A 17,992-nucleotide genomic window follows, 5' to 3' on the forward strand; every position below is an offset into this window, starting at 1 on the left:
CGAGCTGCCCGGGAGAGGACGGGCTTGCTGTTCATTCAGGTGCCGGGGAGGCTGATGTCGCAGCTGCAGCAGGGTTTTATCCTGACCCGCCACTGGCGAGAGACGCCTGTGGGTACCGAGGTGAGTTTCTGGCTCGCCACCGACAACGGGCCGCGGCGGGTGTGCGTGCCTTACCGGCATTCGGTCGCCTTCTTTGCGCAGGAGCGGCGCGCTTTCGTCGAGTCCGTGCTGCGACAGGAGCCTGACGTCGAGCTGCGGCCGCTCGACCTGCACGACTTCCATCATCGCCCAGTCATGGGGCTGTACTGCCGGTCGCATCGCCGACTGATGGACTGCTCGCGGCGGCTGCGCGATGTCGGTGTGGACGTCTACGAGGCGGATATCAGGCCGCCCGAGCGTTACCTCATGGAGCGCTTCATCACCGCACCGGTGTGCTTCGTCGATGGCGCCGAGCACAGTGGCGCCTCGTTCGTGCAGCTCAAACCCGCGGCGGACTATCGTCCGAGGCTCAGGCTGGTCTCGCTGGACATCGAGACCACGGCCCGCGGCGATCTGTATTCCATTGCTCTGGAGGGCTGCGGCCAGCGTCAGGTCTATATGCTCGGTCCGGAAAACGGCGATGCTTCGGCCGTCGATTTTTCCCTGGAGTACTGCGAAAGCCGAGGGCAACTGCTGGAACGGCTGAACGCCTGGTTCGCCGAGCACGACCCGGACGCGATCATCGGCTGGAATCTGGTGCAGTTCGACCTGCGTGTACTGCATGAACATGCGCAGCGCTTGCAGGTGCCGCTGCGCCTGGGGCGCACCGGGGCGACGATGGAATGGCGCGAGCATGGCGCTCGCAGCAATCACTTTTTCGCCGCGGCCGAGGGCCGGCTGATCATCGACGGTATCGAGGCGCTACGCTCGGCGACCTGGAGCTTTTCCTCGTTCAGTCTGGAGAATGTCGCCCAGACCTTGCTGGGGGAGGGCAAGGCGATCGACAACCCCTACCAGCGCATGGCGGAGATCGACCGCATGTTCGCCGAGGACAAGCCGGCGCTGGCCCGATACAACCTCAAGGATTGCGAGCTGGTGACGCGCATCTTCGCCCATACCGAGCTGCTGACCTTTCTCCTCGAGCGGGCCACTGTCACCGGTCTAGCGGCTGACCGAAGCGGTGGTTCGGTGGCAGCGTTCGAGCATCTCTATCTGCCTTTGATGCACCGACAGGGCTTCGTTGCGCCTAATCTGGGCGAGCGCCAGGCCGAGGCGAGCCCGGGCGGTTTCGTCATGGACTCGCAGCCGGGGTTGTACGAATCGGTGCTGGTGCTGGACTACAAGAGCCTGTACCCGTCGATCATCCGCACCTTCCTCATCGACCCCGTGGGGCTGATCGAGGGGCTGCGCCAGCCGACCGATGACGCATCGGTTGCAGGCTTTCGCGGGGCGCGCTTCTCGCGCACCCGGCATTGCCTGCCGGCCATCGTTGAACGCGTCTGGGAAGGCCGCGAGGCGGCGAAGCGCGAGCACAACAAGCCGTTGTCACAGGCGCTGAAGATCATCATGAATGCCTTCTACGGGGTGCTCGGCTCCAGTGGTTGCCGCTTCTTCGACCCCCGGCTGGCATCGTCGATCACTCTGCGTGGCCACGAGATCATGCGCCGCACGCGGGAACTGATAGAGGCCCAGGGCCATGTGGTGATCTACGGCGACACCGACTCGACGTTCGTCTGGCTGGGCCGGGCGCATTCGGACGAGGCGGCCGAACGCATCGGTCGCGACCTGGTACAGCGGATCAACGACTGGTGGCGTGGGCATCTGCGTGACGAGTATGGCCTGAGCAGTGCCTTAGAGCTGCAGTACGAAACGCACTTCCGGCGCTTCCTGATGCCGACGATCCGCGGCGCCGAGGAGGGCAGCAAGAAGCGTTATGCCGGCCTGGTCACGCGCGCGGATGGTAGCGACGGCATGGTGTTCAAGGGGCTGGAAACCGTGCGCACGGACTGGTCGCCGCTGGCGCAGCGCTTTCAGCAGGAGCTGTACCTGCGCATCTTCCACCGCCAGCCGCACCAGGATTACGTGCGTGAGTATGTGCGCCGAACCCTGGCTGGCGAGTTCGACGAGCTGCTGGTTTACCGCAAGCGCCTGCGTCGCCGGCTGGACGACTACCAGCGCAACGTGCCGCCGCATGTGCGGGCGGCGCGCCTGGCCGACGAGTGCAATGACCGTCTTGGTCGTCCGCGGCAGTATCAGAACTGCGGCTGGATCAGCTATCTGATCACCGTCGCCGGCCCTGAGCCACTGGAGGCGCGCACCTCTGCCGTCGACTACGACCACTACGTGACGCGCCAGCTGCAGCCAGTGGCGGACGCGATCCTGCCCTTTGTCGGCGACGACTTCGCCTCGCTGATCGACGGGCAGCTGGGGCTGTTCTGACCGCCAGGCGGGCGTCATCTCCGGCAGTGCGGGGTCGAATGCTTGCTCCCACTTTCCTCGCCGATGTCGCGTATGTTCCTTGTCCAGTTGCTGTTGCCGCTTTACGACAACGATCAGCAGGCGTTGCCGAGGTCGCTCTTTCGCACCGTGAGCGAGGAGCTGATCGAGCGCTTCGGCGGTTTGACCACTTACAGCCGTGCGCCGGCCAATGGCTACTGGCTGGAGGACGGCGAGAACGCGGTGCGGGACGAGACGGTGGTCTACGAAGTGATGGTAGAAGAGCTGGAGCGGGACTGGTGGGCGCAGTATCGCGTCGATCTGGAGTGCAGGTTTCGGCAGAAGTCGCTGGTGGTCAGGGCGCACGGCCTGACGCTGTTGTAGGCGCTAATGGGTCGGTGGGCGCGATGGTCAGGCAGGCCCGACCATCGCCTCAGGTCACTTGCGGACCCAGTTGCCGTTGAGCTGGATGATCTGGCCGGGCGGCGTCTTTTCGATGGCCTTCTTGCCGGCGATGGCTTCGACGACGCTGACGCTGATGCCGTTCTGCTTGGCAACACGGTGGTACTCGGCGCGGCGAGCCTGGTTGATCTGGCTGGCAATCTCCTCGGCGTTCTTGCTGGAGCGAACCACGCCCAGATAGCCGTCGGGCTTCTCGCCGAGCATGCCGCTGGCCTTGGCTTCACCCAGGGCGGACATGGCTTCGTTGAGGGTCATCGCTGCGGCGGGCAGGGCCAGCAGAAGCGCCAGGAGCAGGCTGGTCAGTTTCAGATAGGCTTTCATGGTCGTCCTCAGAACAGTCCGCTGTCTTGGTTGATGATCGAGTCGAGCTGCTTGTCCACGCGGATATAAATCTCGTGTTCGATCTTCACGTTCAGGTTGATGTTGATCGGCTCGTTCGGCACGGCCAGTTCCACCCGCGGTGTACAGGCGCTGGCGAAGAGACCCAGCAACACGATGGTCAGCGTATGGCGCAACCGCATGGCGGTTTCTCCTGTGTCGATTTCGCGGCTGCATCGCCTTATCTGAGGCGTTCCTGCACCCGCCGTTGAATGGTTTCGCTTACCCGGTCGCTCAGCTGCAAGCTGGTCAACAGCGCCAGAATGTCCTCTTCCAGATTGATCGAGAAGTTGATCGGCCGACCACCTTCCAGGGCCGGGTTGCGGCCGTTCAGACGCAGCCCGAGGTTCAGCTTGCCGCGCTCATCATAGCGGACGTCGCTGGTGAGCAGATCATAGTGAAAATTGTGCAGGGCTTCGGTGACGATCTTCATGGCCGGATTCGCCTGGCCGAGGGCCTCGATCTTCGGCGAACGAAAGCGCAGCACGCCGCCCGGTACTCGCGCGGCGAGCTTGCCATCCTGCACGCTCAGCCCTGCGGCGCTGCGCTGCACGTCGAAGCTGCCATCGATCAGGCCACTGCCGTTGAGGCCTTCGGTCGGATAGGCGGCGAGCACGTCGCCCAGCTGCACGCCTTCCAGCCGGGCGCTGAGCCGTTGCTGTGGCGCCGCGAGGTCAAGGGTGCCGGCCGGCAACCAGAATCGCCCGCCAAGAATCCGGGTTTCGGCGGTCTGCCAGGTCAGGCGTCCCTGTGTCGGCTGGTCGACGGCTGCCTCGTAGTGACCGCGCAGCAGCAGCGGGCCAAAGGTGAAGCCGGGATTGATCTCGGCCAGCCGCAGCTCGCCGATGTCCAGACGAAGGCGGTCGCGCTGCAGGCCGGCTGCCAGGCGTGCGTCGAGGCCGGATATCTCGCTGCGGTCGAAGATGCCGGCCAGTCCCCGCGCATCGAGTGTCAGGCTCGCAGTTGGGGTGCCGCCGCCGGCGGGCTGCGTCAACTTGCCTTCGCCCGACAGGCGTCCGCTGCTGAGCTCAAGCGCCGCGGGCCACGCGGAGAGGCTGCGGGCGAGCGGATTGCCGGCGCGCAGGAAGATTTCCTGCAGCTTTGCGCCGACGTGCAATGGCCCGTTCCAGTGCTGCTCGACGTTCAGCGCAAGCGTCAGTCCGACGTCATTGCTTGCGGGGCCGGTGGCGTTCAGAGCTGTAGCGTCGGCTTTGAGCTGGCCGTTCCAGCGCCAGCCTTGGCTGAGCAGCTGCGGATGCTCGAGGCGACCCAGGCGCAGTTCCAGCGGCCCTTCGGTACGCCAGGCAGTTGGCTGCTCGACGTTGCGCTCGATCTGCAGTGCCAGTGTGCGCGGCAACGCCGCGCTCACCTGACTGGCGACGATATCGCCGGTGGCAAGGCGTGCCAGACTGACACGGGATGACGGCTGCAGCTGCAATTCGAGTTTCCGGAGGTCGGCGCGTCCGGAGAAATCCAGTCTGGCGTCGAGGTTCTGCAGCGTCAGGCCGTCCAGCTGCAAGCGCGTGCTGCGTGTCTGCACACGGGCCTGCTCGATGTCCAGTGCATAAGGGGGGGAGGTCGCCAGTCGCATGCGCGCCTGCAGGCTGGACGGCGTGCCGCCCTGGGCCTCCACGCGAAGTTGCACAGGTAGCTGCCCAGGCGTCATCTGAGTGGCTACCGGCTCGACGCTTATATTCAGCTGACTCGGGCGTAGCGCGGCCGGCACGTCCGTCAGCAGGGTGGACGATGGACGCAGTTGTAGGTTTGCTTTCAGCTCCGTGGGCAACCACAGTCCATCCTGCCCTCGAGCGGCCAGGTCGAGGTCGCCCTGCAGCTCCCCGAGACCTATGACCGGCCAGGCGGCAGGAATGTGGGTGGAGAGGCGCAGTTCGCCCGCAGCGTTGCGCCAGGCATAAACGCCGTCATCGTTCTGTATCAGGGTCAGTGCCCAGCCTGCGCCGATGCGCATGTCCGTAGGCATGTCGGGGAGGGCGGCGGTTGGCGTGGCCGTCCACTCGCTGAGCCAAGCCAGCAGCCAGGGCGCCTCCGGCAGGCTGCCCATGGAAAGCGTGCCATTCCAGCGCAACGTCCTGTCGGAATGTTCCAGCTGGTGGCGGGTTTCCAGTCGTGGTTGTTCGTCGATAGCCAGCGTGGCCAGTACGAGGCTTTCGCCGAGCGCGGAACCCTGCGCGTCGATGGTCAGTGACAGCCTGTGCTCGTTGCGTCGCAGGTCCAGGCGGCCGTCCAGCGGCAGCAACGATTCGCCCTTCCGCTCGAACCTCAGCGCCCCCCGTTCGTCGCAGCGTCCCTTGGCGCAGGGCAGGCTGATCCGCAGATCGGCTATGGTCAGTCGCTGCGGGAGCCAGGCGGCCCACCGTTCGTACTGTTCCAGATCCGTTGCTGGCGGCTCGCTGTCGCCGGCGGGCGGATACGAGCGAATCTCCAGCTCAAGCTGGTCGATTTGCAGCGAACGAGGCGGCAACGGGCGAAAAAAGCTGGGTAACCGCAGGGTGATGCCGGAGGCACTAGCAGCCAGATGGAGGCCGTTCTCGGGGTTCTGCGCATAGCGCACGCGCTCTGCCGAGATACCGCCTGAGGAAAGCCGTAGCCCCTGCCATTCCAGTAGTTCGATGCCCTGCTCATGCTTGAACCCTTGCCACTGGCTCCAGGCAACGGCACTCAGCACCATCAGCAGGGCGAGCAGCCCGGCGGCCAGCACGGAAACGGTTCTCCACGGTTTGGTCATGGCTGCGTCCATAAAGCGAGGGCTACAGCATAGCCGTAGAACGGGCCCGGGCGATGTGCGCCAGCGAGGTGCGATGCACGACAGCAGAGTTGCTTCGAAGTTCACCGGAACTCCGCGCCAGCCCTTGTGGCCAGGCACTTTGCGACCCGTGCGCCGAACTTGTGCACATTTTCGCAATGGCTCTGTCAAGGCCTTATGACAAACAGTCGCAAACCAACGAAGCCCATAGATCGTTACTAACCAATTGAAAAATAAGCATTTTTGGCATTGGCGAAAAAACCGCCAGTTTAAGCGCAGCCCCCATGAGACGTGGCATTCGACGATTTGTCTGCTGCTTGTCCACTGACTTATCCACAGCTTCTGTGGATTACTGTCTGGTGTGATTCAGATCTAATTTTTTCGCTTTTGACAAGACTTTAACTCTCGGAAAAAAGGAGTAGAGTGCGCGACCTTATTCACCAGCCCCCTTGATGTGCATGAGAACGCGTACTTCGGCTCCCGCCTCATTTGCCACCTCGACTCCAACGGCGCGCCTGCCCTTGCGCATGGCGCTGTGGTTGCTGGACAGCCAGCACCTGGGCCGGAACCAGGGCGTCAAGCGGATTGCCGGACGCCTCCTCAAGCAGCCTGCGCGCGAGGGTGTGGTCGAAGCGCAGAGCCGCCTTGGCCGCCTGCTGTGCTGCGAGTGCGACAGCCAGCGCGACCGTCGCATCGGATTCGAGCTGCTGCGCCAGGCGGCCCGGGCAGGCGATAGCCAGGCGCAGCTGGAGCTCGGCCGCCTGTGCGGTGAACCGGATCACCCCGAGCCGGCGAAGGCACGGCTTTGGCTGGAGCAGGCCGCGGCGCAGGGTTCGCATGAGGCGGCACGGGTTCTGCGGCAGGTCCGGGGCTGACCGGCATCCCTGCCTGACCGGCGTACAGCGGGTCGCTATACTGCCGGGCAACTTCGCCGGAGCCTTTCATGTCCCTTGATCCCCTCCATCTATTGATCGGTCTGGCATTCGGCCTGATCGCCCTGGCAGGGCTGTGCCTTTATCTCCAGCGCCGCCTGGTCACTGGCGAGGCCGAGCAGGCTCTGCTCGAAGAACGGCTCAGGCAGGCGATTTCGGCGCAGCAAGGCCTGACCGCACAGCTGGACGGCTATCGGATCGAGCTCGCCGAGCTGAGCGGTATCAAGTCCGAGCAGCAGGCCGAACTGGCCGCGCTGCGACGCGAGACCGAGCTGCTGCGCACGCAGCGCGGCCACGACACCGAAACCATTGCCGATCTGCAGGCCGAGCGCGACGCGCAACAGGCGGAGCTACGTCGGCTGAGCGCCGCCCATGCCGCGCTGGACGCCGAGCTGCGCGAGCAGCACAACGCGCATCAGCAGCGCCTCTCCGACCTTCAGGCCGCGCGCGACGAACTGCGTGCGCAATTCGCCGAGCTCGCCGGCCGGATCTTCGACGAGCGTGAGCAACGCTTCAGCGAGTCCAGCCATGAGCGGCTGGGACAGCTGCTTGAGCCGTTGAAAGAGCGCATCCAGGCCTTCGAGAAGCGCGTCGAAGAAAGCTATCAGCACGAGGCCCGCGAGCGCTTTTCCCTGGCCCGAGAGCTGGAGCGGCTGCAGCAGCTGAACCAGCGTCTGGGCGACGAAGCGACCAATCTGACCCGTGCCCTGCAGGGCCAGAAGACCCAGGGCAACTGGGGCGAACTGGTACTGGAGAAGGTTCTGGAGCATGCCGGTCTGGAGAAAGGCCGCGAATACCACACCCAGGTGAGTCTCAAGAGTGCCGACGGCGTGCGCTTCCAGCCGGACGTGCTCATTCACCTGCCGGGCGACAAGCAGGTCGTGGTCGATGCGAAGGTCAGCCTGACCGCTTACCAGGCGCTGACCTGCGCCGAGGACGAAGGCAGCCGTGCGCTAGCGCTCAAGCAGCATGTGCAATCGCTGCGCAACCACCTCAAGGGGCTTTCGCTCAAGGACTACCAGCATCTGGAGGGGCTGCAGAGCCTCGATTTCGTACTGCTGTTCGTACCCATCGAAGCGGCATTCGCGGCGGCCCTGCAGGCCGATCCCGAGCTTTTCCAGGAGGCCTACGGTCGGCACATCGTGATCGTCAGCCCGACCACGCTGTTGGCCACGCTGCGGGTCATCGACAGCCTCTGGCGGCAGGAACGGCAAAGCCAGAACGCTCGGGAGATCGCGGAAAAGGCCGGTGCGCTTTACGACAAGTTCGTCGCATTCATCCAGGATCTCGACGAGATCGGCAATCGCTTGCAGCAGGTGGATCGGGCCTACCTTTCTGCGCGCAACAAGCTCAGCGACGGGCGTGGCAACCTGGTCGGCCGCGCCGAGCAGTTGAAGTCCCTCGGCGCGCGGGCCAGCAAGCGACTGCCGGGTGACTGGCTGGAGCGGGCAGGGGCCGAAGCCTTCAGCGAAGCCGGCGAGTGACGCGCGGCTGAACGTTTAACGCAACAGCAGCAGCGCAAGCCCGGTCAGCAGGCCGGCAAACATGATCGGCAGCGTGCGCACGGCCAGCTCTCGGCCGCCGATCAGGACGATCAGCATCGCCTTGACCAGGCTGTTGCTCAACGCGGCGAAGACGATGCCGCGTGCCGCCACCTCATGGGCCAGGCCGTCGCGGGCCTTGCTGGCCAGCGACAGGGTGATGGCATCGACGTCGGTCAGGCCCGCCAGCAGCGAAACCAGATAGATACCGGCGTCGCCGAACCAGCGTCGCGCGCCTTCCACCAGCAGGAGAATCAGCACCAGCAGCGCGGCGAAGCGAAGCGCCGGGCCCAGCTCGAACGGGTTCTTCAGCAGGGGCTCGGCATCGCTGTCGGCAGCGCTGGCAGCGCGCAGGTAGTAAAACAACGCGCCGGCCGCGTAGATCGCACCGGCTGCGGCCAGGGGCAGGCTCAGCCCAGGCAGCAGGGCAGGATTGACGATGCCCACCTCCAGCAGCACGCGCGGGAACATCAGCGCCGAGGTCGCCAGCAGGCCGGCCGCCAGTGCAGCGCGCAGCTGTGGCGCATTCAGTCGGGCCAGGGTGATGGTCATCGCGGTGGACGAAACGATGCCGCCGAGCAGCGCCGTCACCAGCAGCCCATGGCGCGCACCGAAAGCGCGGATGGCCACATAGGCGGCGAAGCCAATGCCAGCGATCAGCACCACCATCATCCAGGTGGTGTAGGGGTTGAGCGCCTGCCAGGGGCCGTAGCCCTGATTGGGAAGCGCCGGCAATAGCACCACCGAGATGAACAGCATCTTCAACGCGCCGCCCAGTTCGGCTTCGCTGAGGCGCTTCAGCGCCTGGTGCAGGCGGGTCTTGAGGCTCAGCAGCAGCGCCACCACGATGGCGCAGGCGGCTGCCAGCTGACGGCTCTCCGCAATCGCCAGGCTGCCGAGCAGGAAGGTCAGCAGCAGGGCGACCTCGGTGGTCATGCCATGATCGCCGCTGCGCCGCGCATCAATCAGGTAGCCGGCGATCACCAGCAGACCCAGCACGATGAACATCGCGACCCAGGCAAACGCGCCGAGATGGGTGACGCTCACCGCAGCAAGACCGCCGAACAGGCCCGCCAGGCCGAAGGTGCGGATGCCCGCCACCAGCTCCTGGCCGGGGCTTTCACGCCCGCTCCAGCTACGCTCGGTGCCGATCAGCAGCCCGACGCCCAGCGCCGTGGCGAGGTTGAGGAAGAAGTCCAGGGTCATTGGCCACCATGGTGAAGGGTGCAGTTGGCCATCAGTTTAACGGTGTCGCCGTGCGACGGTTGGCTTGGAGCAGCTGATTCGTCCCCAGGTCTTCATACCGGACTGGCTGCTTTGTATCGCTGGCATCGGTCCGGGCCGGCCGCTTGGTGAGCAGGGCTTGCCAGGCGTGCTGATGCCCTGCGTTTCGGCGTCCCGGGCGAGCCGCTTTTCCCTTCGCCCCGGCTCGCTGGCCGGCGCGAAAGAGAAGGTCACCAGGCAAGCAGAGCCTGCCTGCCAATAAGGCCCGAGGCCATTACCTCAACGTTAGATGGCGGCTCATCAACGCTCGCAACGCCGCAGGCTTCACCGGCTTGGCGAGGAAGTCCAGGCCGCTGGCGTGAATGGCCGCCACCAGCTCGGGGCGCGCGTCGGCGCTGATCACCACACCTGGCACCGGTTCACCGAGGCGGGTACGCAGCCAGGCCATCAGCTCGGTGCCGGTCTGGCCTTCGTCCAGGTGATAGTCCACCAATACCAGCTGCGGACGAATGTCGTCCGCCAGCAGCGCTTCGCAGTCGGCGCGGTTGCTGGCGGTCCAGACCTGGCAGCCCCAGCGCGTGAGCAGGCTGTTCATGCCTACCAGAATGCTGTCCTCGTTGTCGATGCACAGCACCTGGGTGCCGGTCAGAGCGCTGTGCTGCGGCTCGCCACGCTTGACCGCCGGGCGTGGCTGGCTGACGGCGCGGGCGATCGGCACGGTGACACTGAAGACGCTGCCCTTGCCCGGCCAGGAGCGCACCTCCAGCGGGTGGTCGAGGACGTGGCAGAGGCCGTCGGCGATGGCCAGGCCTAGCCCCAGGCCCTTTTCGGCGCGGGTCTGGTGGCTGTCCAGGCGCTTGAACTCTTCGAAGATGACCTTGAGCTTGTCCTGCGGAATGCCCGGGCCGCGGTCCCACACCTCCAGGCGCAGCGACGAGCCCTGCCGGCGCACACCGAGCACCACTCGGCCCTTGGCATAGCGGAAGGCGTTGGTAAGGAAGTTCTGCAGTACCCGGCGCAACAGGCGGATGTCACTGTCCACGCGTAGCTTGCTGCCGTGCACGCGGAAGTTGACGCCCTGTTCGCGGGCCAGTGCGGTGAACTCGGTGCCGAGGGTGTCGAACAGCGTCGCCAGCGGGAAGGGGTTGCGATCCGGGGTGACCCGGCCGCTTTCCAGGCGCGAGATGTCCAGCAGGTCGGTGATGAGGTCCTCGGCCGAACGCAGCGCGCTGTCCAGGTGCTGTACCAGTTCCTGGGCTTCCTTGGGCAGGGCGCTCTGCTGGTGCGACAACGCGGCGGAGAAAAGGCGAGCCGCGTTGAGCGGCTGCATCAGGTCATGGCTGACCGCGGCGAGGAAGCGGGTCTTGGACTGGTTCGCCGCCTCGGCGGTGCTCTTGGCCTCGATCAGTGCCTGATTCAGTTGCGACAGCTCCTGGGTGCGTTCGCTGACGCGTTGTTCCAGGCCTTCGTTGGCGTCCTTCAGGGCCCGTTCGGCCTCGCGGTACGCGGTGATGTCACTGAAACTCATGACGAAGCCGCCGCCGGGCATCGGGTTGCCGATCAGCTCGACGACCCGGCCGTTGGGGAACAGCCGCTCGGAGGTGTGGGCACGGCCCTGGCGCATCCAGTACAGGCGCTTGGCCACATGGGTATCGGGGTCGCCCGGCCCGCACAGGCCGCGCTCGGCGTTGTAGCGGATAATGTCGGCGATCGGCCGGCCGATGTAGACCAGCCCGTCCGGATACTCGAAGAGTTCGAGATAGCGATGGTTCCAGGCCACCAGGCGCAGCGACTGGTCGACCACGCTGATGCCCTGGGTGATGTTTTCGATCGCGCCTTGCAGCAAAGCTCGGTTGAACTGCAGCACCTCGGAGGCCTCGCCGACGATACGCACCACGTCGTCGACCTGCATGTCGCGGCCTTCCAGGGCGGCCTTGACCACCGCACGGGTAGAGGACGCGCCGAGCACGCCGGCGAGCAGGCGCTCGGTATGCGCGATCCACTGGCCGTCGGCCTGCAGTTTGGGCGAGAAGTCCTGGCCGTGGCGGCGGGCGAAGCGCTGGAAGCTCTGCTCGGCGCGCTCGGCGCCGACGAAGCGCGATGCCAGGGTCAGCAGGTCCTCGACGCGCACGGCAAGCAGGCGGCGGCCGCCAGTCGGCGAGGCGATTTCCTGGCCGATGAAGCGGCTTGCCTGCCAGTGTTCGGCGACATGTGTCTGACTCAGGATCGACACCCAGAAGAACAGCGTCGCATTGCCCACCAGCGAAAGTGTCACGCCAAGGGTCAGGCCGCTGAGGCCGAAGCCCAGGCCGCCGTTGTACATCCAGCTCAGGCCCGGGAACATGTCCAGCGGCCAGCCGAGCAACGGCAGGATCAGCGTGTAGAACCAGATCGCCGCACCGGCGGTGAGGCCGGCGAACACGCCACGGCGGTTGGCCTGTTTCCAGTACAGCGCGCCGACGATGGCCGGCGCCAGCTGGGTGATGGCGGCGAAGGCGATCTGGCCGATGGTGGCCAGGGAGGCGGTGGAACCGAGCAGGCGGTAGCTGACGTAGGCCAGCAGGAGGATCGCCACGATGGTGATGCGGCGTACCGAGAGCATCCAGTGGCGGAAGGCCTCGAAGGGGCGCTCGGCTTCCTGGCGGCGCAGCAGCCAGGGCAGCAGCATGTCGTTGGAAACCATGGTGGAAAGCGCCACGCTGGCGACGATCACCATGCCGGTCGCCGCCGAAGCACCGCCGATGAAGGCCAGCAGCGCGAGCCAGGGGTGCAGCTCGGCCAGCGGCAGGCTGATGACGAACGAGTCCGGAGTGACGCCCGCCGGCAGCAGCATCTGACCGGCGAGCGCGATCGGCACGACGAACACGGCGGCCAGCACGAGGTAGAGCGGGAACACCCAGCGGGCCAGGCGGAAGTCGCGCGGCTCGATGTTTTCTACCACCGCGACATGGAACTGCCGCGGCAGGCAGACGATCGCCATCATCGCCACGGTGGTCTGAACCAGCATCGCTGCCCAGTTGACGTTCTCGCTCCAGAAATCGGCGAGTTCAGGCGCGTCGTGGGCGCGGTTGAACAGGTCGCCGAAGCCGTTGTACAGGCCGAAGGTGACGAATGCGCCGACCGCGAGAAAGGCCAGCAGCTTGATCAGCGATTCGAAGGCGATCGCCAGGACCATGCCGCGGTGGTGCTCGGTGACGTCGAGATTGCGCGTGCCGAAGAGAATGGTGAACAGCGCCAGGACGATCGAGACGATCAATGCGGTGTCGCGGGTGCCGGTGCCGGCCGCCTCGACATTGATACCGCTCAGCACGTTCACCCCGAGCACGATGCCTTTCAGCTGCAGGGCGATGTAGGGCAGCACACCGACCAGGCAGATCAGCGTGACCACCACCGCCAGCAGCTGCGACTTGCCGTAGCGCGCGGCGATGAAGTCGGCGATGGAGGTGATGTTTTCCTGCTTGCTGATCATGATCATCTTCTGGATCACGTGCGGCGCGAACAGCATGAGCAGGATCGGACCCAGATAGATCGGCAGGAACGCCCACAGCTGCTCGGTGGACTGGCCGACGGCACCGAAGAAGGTCCAGCTGGTGCAGTACACCGCCAGAGAGAGGCTGTAGACCCAGGGCCGCAGGCGCGGCGACATGGAGGCGCTGTTACGGTCACCATAGAAGGCGATGGCGAACAGAATGGCCATATAGACGAGGGCGACCGCGGCGATCAGCCCGCCTGACAGCGTCATGCAAACTCCAGAAAGCGAAGGTAGATGCCAGGAGGCTGGCTTCGGTTGGCCGGTAAGGCGCCGAATTCAATCAGCTCTGGCGACTCTTTAATATGAGGATTGGCGAAGTTTCGCAGCAATGGCACGCCCCGTGTGCAGGGTTGCGACCAAGGTCGCATGTGTCTAGCACGGGCCTGCCAGCACCATCACCGGCTGTCCGCCGGCCACGGCATCGCGTCCACCCTGGGTTACTGTCTCGGCATCGCCGGTCCGTACCTACCGATCACAGGAGAATGTCATGCTTACCCCGCGCCCGGTAACCCTGCAGCGTGGTGCGCTGCGCCTGGAGCCGCTGATGGAGGCGGATATCCCTGAACTCGTCGCGCTGGCAGAACGCAACCGTGCAGAGCTGGTTTACATGAACGGGCCGTTGCGCCCGGACTGGTATCGCCACGCGCTGGCCGAGCAGCGTGAGGGGCGGGCGGTGGTGTTCAGCGTGCGGATGGCCGACCGACTGATCGGCACCACGCGCTTCGCCGACTTCAACATCGGCCTGCCAGCCGCCGAGCTGGGCTGGACCTGGCTGGACCAGGCGGAGCATGGCACCGGCCTGAACACCTCGATCAAGTTCCTCCTGCTGCGGCACGCCTTCGAGGAGTGGCAGCTGGTGCGTCTGCAGCTGAAGACCGCCGCCAGCAACCTGCGCTCGCAGCGGGCCATCGAGAAGCTCGGTGCCGAGCGCGAGGGGCTGCTGCGCAACCATCGGCGGCTGGCCGACGGTCGGCTGGATGACACCGTGCTGTACAGCATCACCGACCGCGACTGGCCGCAGGTCCGGCAGCGCCTGGCGGCCGACTGACTGCCCGGGCGGAGCTTCGCCTGGCGCCATCAGTTCGGTTATCGTGCGCTGCTTTGCCGCACAGCGGCTCGAATCATGCGGGGTTCCTTGGCTGTCATGCCGTCGTCTGACGAGGCGTGTAGGATTCTCGCCATGAGGTCTACAGGAGTTCCGATGTCCCGCTCGCAAGAGTTCGTCCATGGTTGCCGTGACATATTGCCCTTGATCCTCGGTGCGATCCCGTTCGGCATCATCTTCGGCACCCTGGCGGTGGGCGCCGGCCTGTCCGGCTGGCAGACCATGGGCATGTCGGCGCTGGTCTTCGCCGGCTCGGCGCAGTTCATCGCCATTACCCTGATCACCGGTGGGGTCGGTGCGGCGGTGGTGCTGCTGACGACCTTCGTGGTGAACCTGCGGCATGCGCTGTACAGCGCGGCGCTGCAGCCGTTCGTGAGGCACCTGCCTGGGCGTTGGCGCGTGCCCCTGGCCTTCTGGCTGACGGACGAAGCGTTCGCCGTGGTGCAGAACCGCTATGCCAGGGACGATGCGTCGCCGTACAAGCACTGGTACTTTCTCGGCGCCGCGCTGACGATGTATCTCAACTGGCAGCTTTCCACACTGGTCGGCGTCGCCTTCGGCCAGGCCGTGCCGGATATCGCCCGTTGGGGACTGGACTTCGCCATGATCGCCACCTTCATTGGCATCGCTGTGCCGATGATGCGAACGCGCCCACAGGTGGCGTCGGCAGTGGTCGCTGGCGGCGTGGCGCTGCTGACCTGGGAACTGCCCTACAAGCTAGGGCTGATTGCCGCCGCGCTGGCGGGAATCGTCATCGGTGTATGGCTGGAGCGCCGGGCCGAAACCGCTGCGCGACTGCAGGGGGCGCTATGAATACCTGGCTGCTGATCCTCGGCATGCTGGCAATCACCTTCGTGATCCGCTACAGCTTCTTCGCCTGGCCTGATCTGCGCTTTCCGCGCGCCATCGAACAGGGCCTGCATTACGTGCCGGTGGCGGTACTGACCGCCATCGTGGTGCCCGGAATGCTGCTGCCGGACGGGCAGTGGGCACTGAGCTGGGACAACGCTTACCTGCTGGCCGGGCTGCTGGCTATCGCCATCGCCGCGGTCAGTCGCAACCTGCTGGCGACCATTGCCGGCGGTCTGCTGAGCTTCTTCGCGCTGCGCTGGGCGCTCGGGCAGTTGCCGATATGAGCGGCGAGTCGTCGAGAACTGCTGCGCGAACGGCGCCGGTCGGAAGTGCCCAGGCGCCACGCTCGCAGTTCCGTCTGCTTGGCAAGCGCCGGTTTCTGCCGTTCTTCTGTACCCAGCTGCTGGGCGCATTCAACGACAACGTGTTCAAGCAAGCCCTGATCCTGGCGATTCTGTTCAAGCTCGGTACGACCGCCGACAAGAGCCTGCTGATCAATCTCTGTGCTCTGCTGTTCATTCTGCCGTTCTTTCTCTTTTCCGCGCTGGGCGGGCAGTTGGGTGAACGCTTCGAGAAGGCCGTGCTGATCCGTCGGATCAAGTTCGCCGAAATCCTCATCATGCTGGCCGGTGCCCTGGGGATGCTGCTGGGCAACCTGCCGCTGCTGCTGGTGGTGCTGTTCTGCATGGGCACCCAGTCGGCGCTGTTCGGCCCGGTCAAGTATTCGATACTGCCGCAGCAACTGACGGAGGACGAACTGGTCGGCGGCAACGCGCTGGTTGAAATGGGGACATTTCTGGCCATTCTCGGCGGCACCATCGGTGCGGGTGTGCTGATGGCGAGCGACGCCTATGCCGAGTGGGTGGCACTCAGCGTGGTGCTGATCGCCCTGGTCGGGTACCTGGCCAGTCTCGCGATTCCCGCCGCGACGGCCGCCTTGCCAACCTTACATATGGACTGGCGCGTGCTGCGCCAGTCGTGGCGGATTCTGCGGCTGGGCTTCGGCCAGCAGCGCGCCGTGTCACGGGCCATGCTGGGCAATTCCTGGTTCTGGTTTCTCGGTGCCACCTACCTGACCCAGATCCCGGCCTTCTCCAAGGACTACCTGGGTGGCGATGAAAGCGTGGTGACGCTGATCCTCACCCTGTTCTCGGTAGGCATCGCGCTGGGCTCCCTGCTATGCGAGCGGCTGTCACGGCATCACGTTGAAATCGGCCTGGTTCCGTTCGGGGCGATCGGCCTGAGCCTGTGTGGTGGGCTGCTCTGGTGGCATGCCGGCGCGCATCCGCAGCCTGCAGCCAGTGTGGACTGGCTGGCACTGCTGGGCGAGCCGTCGGCCTGGTGGGTATTGATGGACATCCTCGGGCTGGGAATCTTCGGCGGCCTGTACATCGTCCCGCTGTATGCGCTGATTCAGTCGCGCAGCGTGGTGCACGAGCGTTCGCGGGTGGTGGCGGCGAACAATATTCTCAACGCGCTGTTCATGGTCGGCTCGGCGATCATCGCGATCGTGCTGCTGGTCGTGCTGAAACTGTCGATACCGCAGCTGTTCCTGGTCGTCTCGCTGCTCAGCGTGCTGGTCTGCGGTGCGCTGTTCATCGATGCACCGGAGTTCATCGAGCGCTTCCTGCTCTGGGCGCTGGGCCAGCGGCTGGGCGGGATCCTGCTGACGCAGATCGGCCTGCGCTGAGGCGGAAGGGGGGAGGGGCGCCGCGCGGCGCCCCGTGCGGTCAGATGCCCTGCGGAACCTCTTCGCCGCCGAAGGCCTGGAACAGCGCCGGCAGGAACTCGCGGAAGGTCATCATCATCAGCAGGAAACTGGCGTCCTGCTGGGCGAGCGCGTCGTCGCCACCGTCCTGTTCGGCCTGGTCCTGCAGCAGTTCCTCGAAGCGCAGGCGCTTGATGATCAGCTTATCGTCCAGTACGAAGGACAGCTTGTCCTGCCACGCCAGGGACAGCTGGGTGACCTGCTTGCCGGCTTCCATATGCTGCTGGATCTCGTCGCTGGTCAGGTCCTGACGCTTGCAGCGCACCACACCGCCGTCTTCGTGGGTGTCACGCAGTTCGCATTCGTCCAGCACGAAGAAGTCGTCCGCCGCCTTCTGAGTCTTCACCCAGTCGGTAAGTGTGGCGCTGGGCGCGATCTTCACCGTCAGCGGGCGCACCGGCAGCGAGCCGATCGCTTCACGCAGGGTGGACAGCAGGTCTTCGGCCTTCTTCGGACTGGCCGAGTTGACCAGGATCAGACCGCGCTCGGCATCGATCGCGGCGAAGGTGCCGGACTTGCGGATGAAGGCACGCGGAAGGAAAGCCTGGATGATCTCGTCCTTGATCTGGTCGCGTTCCTTCTTGTAGACCTTGCGCATCTGCTCGGCCTCGATTTCGTCGACCTTCTCCTTCACTGCATCCTTGACCACGCTGCCGGGCAGGATACGTTCTTCCTTGCGCGTGGCGATCAGCAGAAAGCCCTGGCTGGCGTGCACCAGCGGGGCGTCTTCACCCTTGCCGAACGGCGCGACGAAACCATAGGTGCTCAGTTCCTGGCTGGCGCAGGGGCGGGCGGGTTTGGCGGCCAGTGCAGCTTCGAGAGTCTCGGCATCTAGAGCGACGTTCTGGGTGAGACGGTATACGAGCAGATTGCGAAACCACATGGCGGGGTAGATCTCCGGGGAAACAAAGGAGCGCATTATTCCTGCCTGGCTGGCTGAGGCCAACCCTGAAGCAAGTTAATGCGCAGCGGGCCGGATAAAATGGCTGGCAAACCAGGGTTTTCCTAAGTCCTTGGAA

Annotated in this window: 14 protein-coding genes; 8 read left to right on the forward strand and 6 right to left on the reverse strand. The window is 65.2% G+C overall.

Annotated features, from left to right (window positions below; all coding sequences use genetic code 11):
- Positions 1 to 54: 54 nt before the first annotated feature.
- Together P5703_RS06060 and P5703_RS06065 are read left to right on the forward strand one after the other, a co-directional pair.
- Entirely contained in the window at positions 55 to 2,418 is a 2,364-nt protein-coding gene (locus P5703_RS06060; RefSeq protein WP_285585844.1) for a DNA polymerase II, read from the forward strand.
- 72 nt (positions 2,419 to 2,490) lie between these two features.
- Positions 2,491 to 2,799, forward strand: a complete 309-nt coding sequence (locus tag P5703_RS06065; RefSeq protein ID WP_013983384.1) for a hypothetical protein — start codon at positions 2,491 to 2,493, stop codon at positions 2,797 to 2,799.
- A gap of 54 nt (positions 2,800 to 2,853) precedes the next feature.
- Here the strand turns inward: P5703_RS06065 and P5703_RS06070 are convergent, their stop codons facing one another.
- From P5703_RS06070 to P5703_RS06080, 3 genes are read right to left on the reverse strand one after another with little or no spacing between them, the layout of a single operon-like run.
- Positions 2,854 to 3,198, reverse strand: coding sequence for a YdbL family probable chaperone protein (locus P5703_RS06070; RefSeq protein WP_285585846.1), 345 nt, complete (start codon positions 3,196 to 3,198; stop codon positions 2,854 to 2,856).
- A gap of 8 nt (positions 3,199 to 3,206) precedes the next feature.
- Positions 3,207 to 3,398 carry a YnbE family lipoprotein gene (locus P5703_RS06075; RefSeq protein WP_013983382.1) on the reverse strand — a complete coding sequence of 64 codons (192 nt, stop codon included), beginning with the start codon at positions 3,396 to 3,398 and terminating at the stop codon, positions 3,207 to 3,209.
- A gap of 38 nt (positions 3,399 to 3,436) precedes the next feature.
- A complete protein-coding gene (locus P5703_RS06080; protein WP_285585847.1) occupies positions 3,437 to 6,001 on the reverse strand; it encodes an intermembrane phospholipid transport YdbH family protein in 2,565 nt (854 codons plus the stop codon).
- 545 nt (positions 6,002 to 6,546) lie between these two features.
- Here P5703_RS06080 and P5703_RS06085 point away from each other — a divergent pair.
- Positions 6,547 to 6,894 (forward strand): tetratricopeptide repeat protein, encoded by a 348-nt coding sequence (locus tag P5703_RS06085; RefSeq protein WP_017244955.1) that lies wholly within the window; start codon positions 6,547 to 6,549, stop codon positions 6,892 to 6,894.
- A 68-nt stretch (positions 6,895 to 6,962) separates the two neighbouring features.
- Positions 6,963 to 8,435, forward strand: coding sequence for a DNA recombination protein RmuC (locus P5703_RS06090; protein ID WP_285585849.1), 1,473 nt, complete (start codon positions 6,963 to 6,965; stop codon positions 8,433 to 8,435).
- A 15-nt stretch (positions 8,436 to 8,450) separates the two neighbouring features.
- On the opposite strand, the gene P5703_RS06095 is transcribed toward P5703_RS06090, so the two are convergent.
- Complete coding sequence (locus P5703_RS06095) at positions 8,451 to 9,698, reverse strand: MgtC/SapB family protein (protein ID WP_045158690.1); 1,248 nt, start codon at positions 9,696 to 9,698, stop codon at positions 8,451 to 8,453.
- 292 nt (positions 9,699 to 9,990) lie between these two features.
- Positions 9,991 to 13,458 (reverse strand): hybrid sensor histidine kinase/response regulator, encoded by a 3,468-nt coding sequence (locus P5703_RS06100; RefSeq protein WP_285585850.1) that lies wholly within the window; start codon positions 13,456 to 13,458, stop codon positions 9,991 to 9,993.
- 277 nt (positions 13,459 to 13,735) lie between these two features.
- Between P5703_RS06100 and P5703_RS06105 the strand changes: the two genes are divergently transcribed.
- The 4 genes from P5703_RS06105 (at position 13,736) to P5703_RS06120 (ending at position 16,895) form a co-directional block, all read left to right on the forward strand.
- Complete coding sequence (locus P5703_RS06105) at positions 13,736 to 14,296, forward strand: GNAT family N-acetyltransferase (protein WP_013983375.1); 561 nt, start codon at positions 13,736 to 13,738, stop codon at positions 14,294 to 14,296.
- 153 nt (positions 14,297 to 14,449) lie between these two features.
- Complete coding sequence (locus tag P5703_RS06110; RefSeq protein WP_011913881.1) at positions 14,450 to 15,166, forward strand: AzlC family ABC transporter permease; 717 nt, start codon at positions 14,450 to 14,452, stop codon at positions 15,164 to 15,166.
- Positions 15,163 to 15,489 (forward strand): AzlD domain-containing protein, encoded by a 327-nt coding sequence (locus tag P5703_RS06115; RefSeq protein WP_011913880.1) that lies wholly within the window; start codon positions 15,163 to 15,165, stop codon positions 15,487 to 15,489. The genes P5703_RS06110 and P5703_RS06115 overlap by 4 nt, the downstream gene beginning before the upstream one ends.
- Positions 15,486 to 16,895: an MFS transporter gene (locus tag P5703_RS06120; RefSeq protein ID WP_068506268.1), complete on the forward strand. Its 1,410-nt coding sequence runs from the start codon at positions 15,486 to 15,488 to the stop codon at positions 16,893 to 16,895. Before P5703_RS06115 ends, P5703_RS06120 begins: the two co-directional genes overlap by 4 nt.
- Positions 16,896 to 16,935: 40 nt before the next feature.
- On the opposite strand, the gene rdgC is transcribed toward P5703_RS06120, so the two are convergent.
- Positions 16,936 to 17,856 (reverse strand): recombination-associated protein RdgC, encoded by a 921-nt coding sequence (gene rdgC / locus P5703_RS06125; protein WP_045158807.1) that lies wholly within the window; start codon positions 17,854 to 17,856, stop codon positions 16,936 to 16,938.
- Positions 17,857 to 17,992: the final 136 nt, after the last annotated feature.

This window comes from Stutzerimonas sp. FeSN7 (assembly GCF_030263795.1).
In the GTDB taxonomy this organism is placed as follows: domain Bacteria; phylum Pseudomonadota; class Gammaproteobacteria; order Pseudomonadales; family Pseudomonadaceae; genus Stutzerimonas; species Stutzerimonas stutzeri.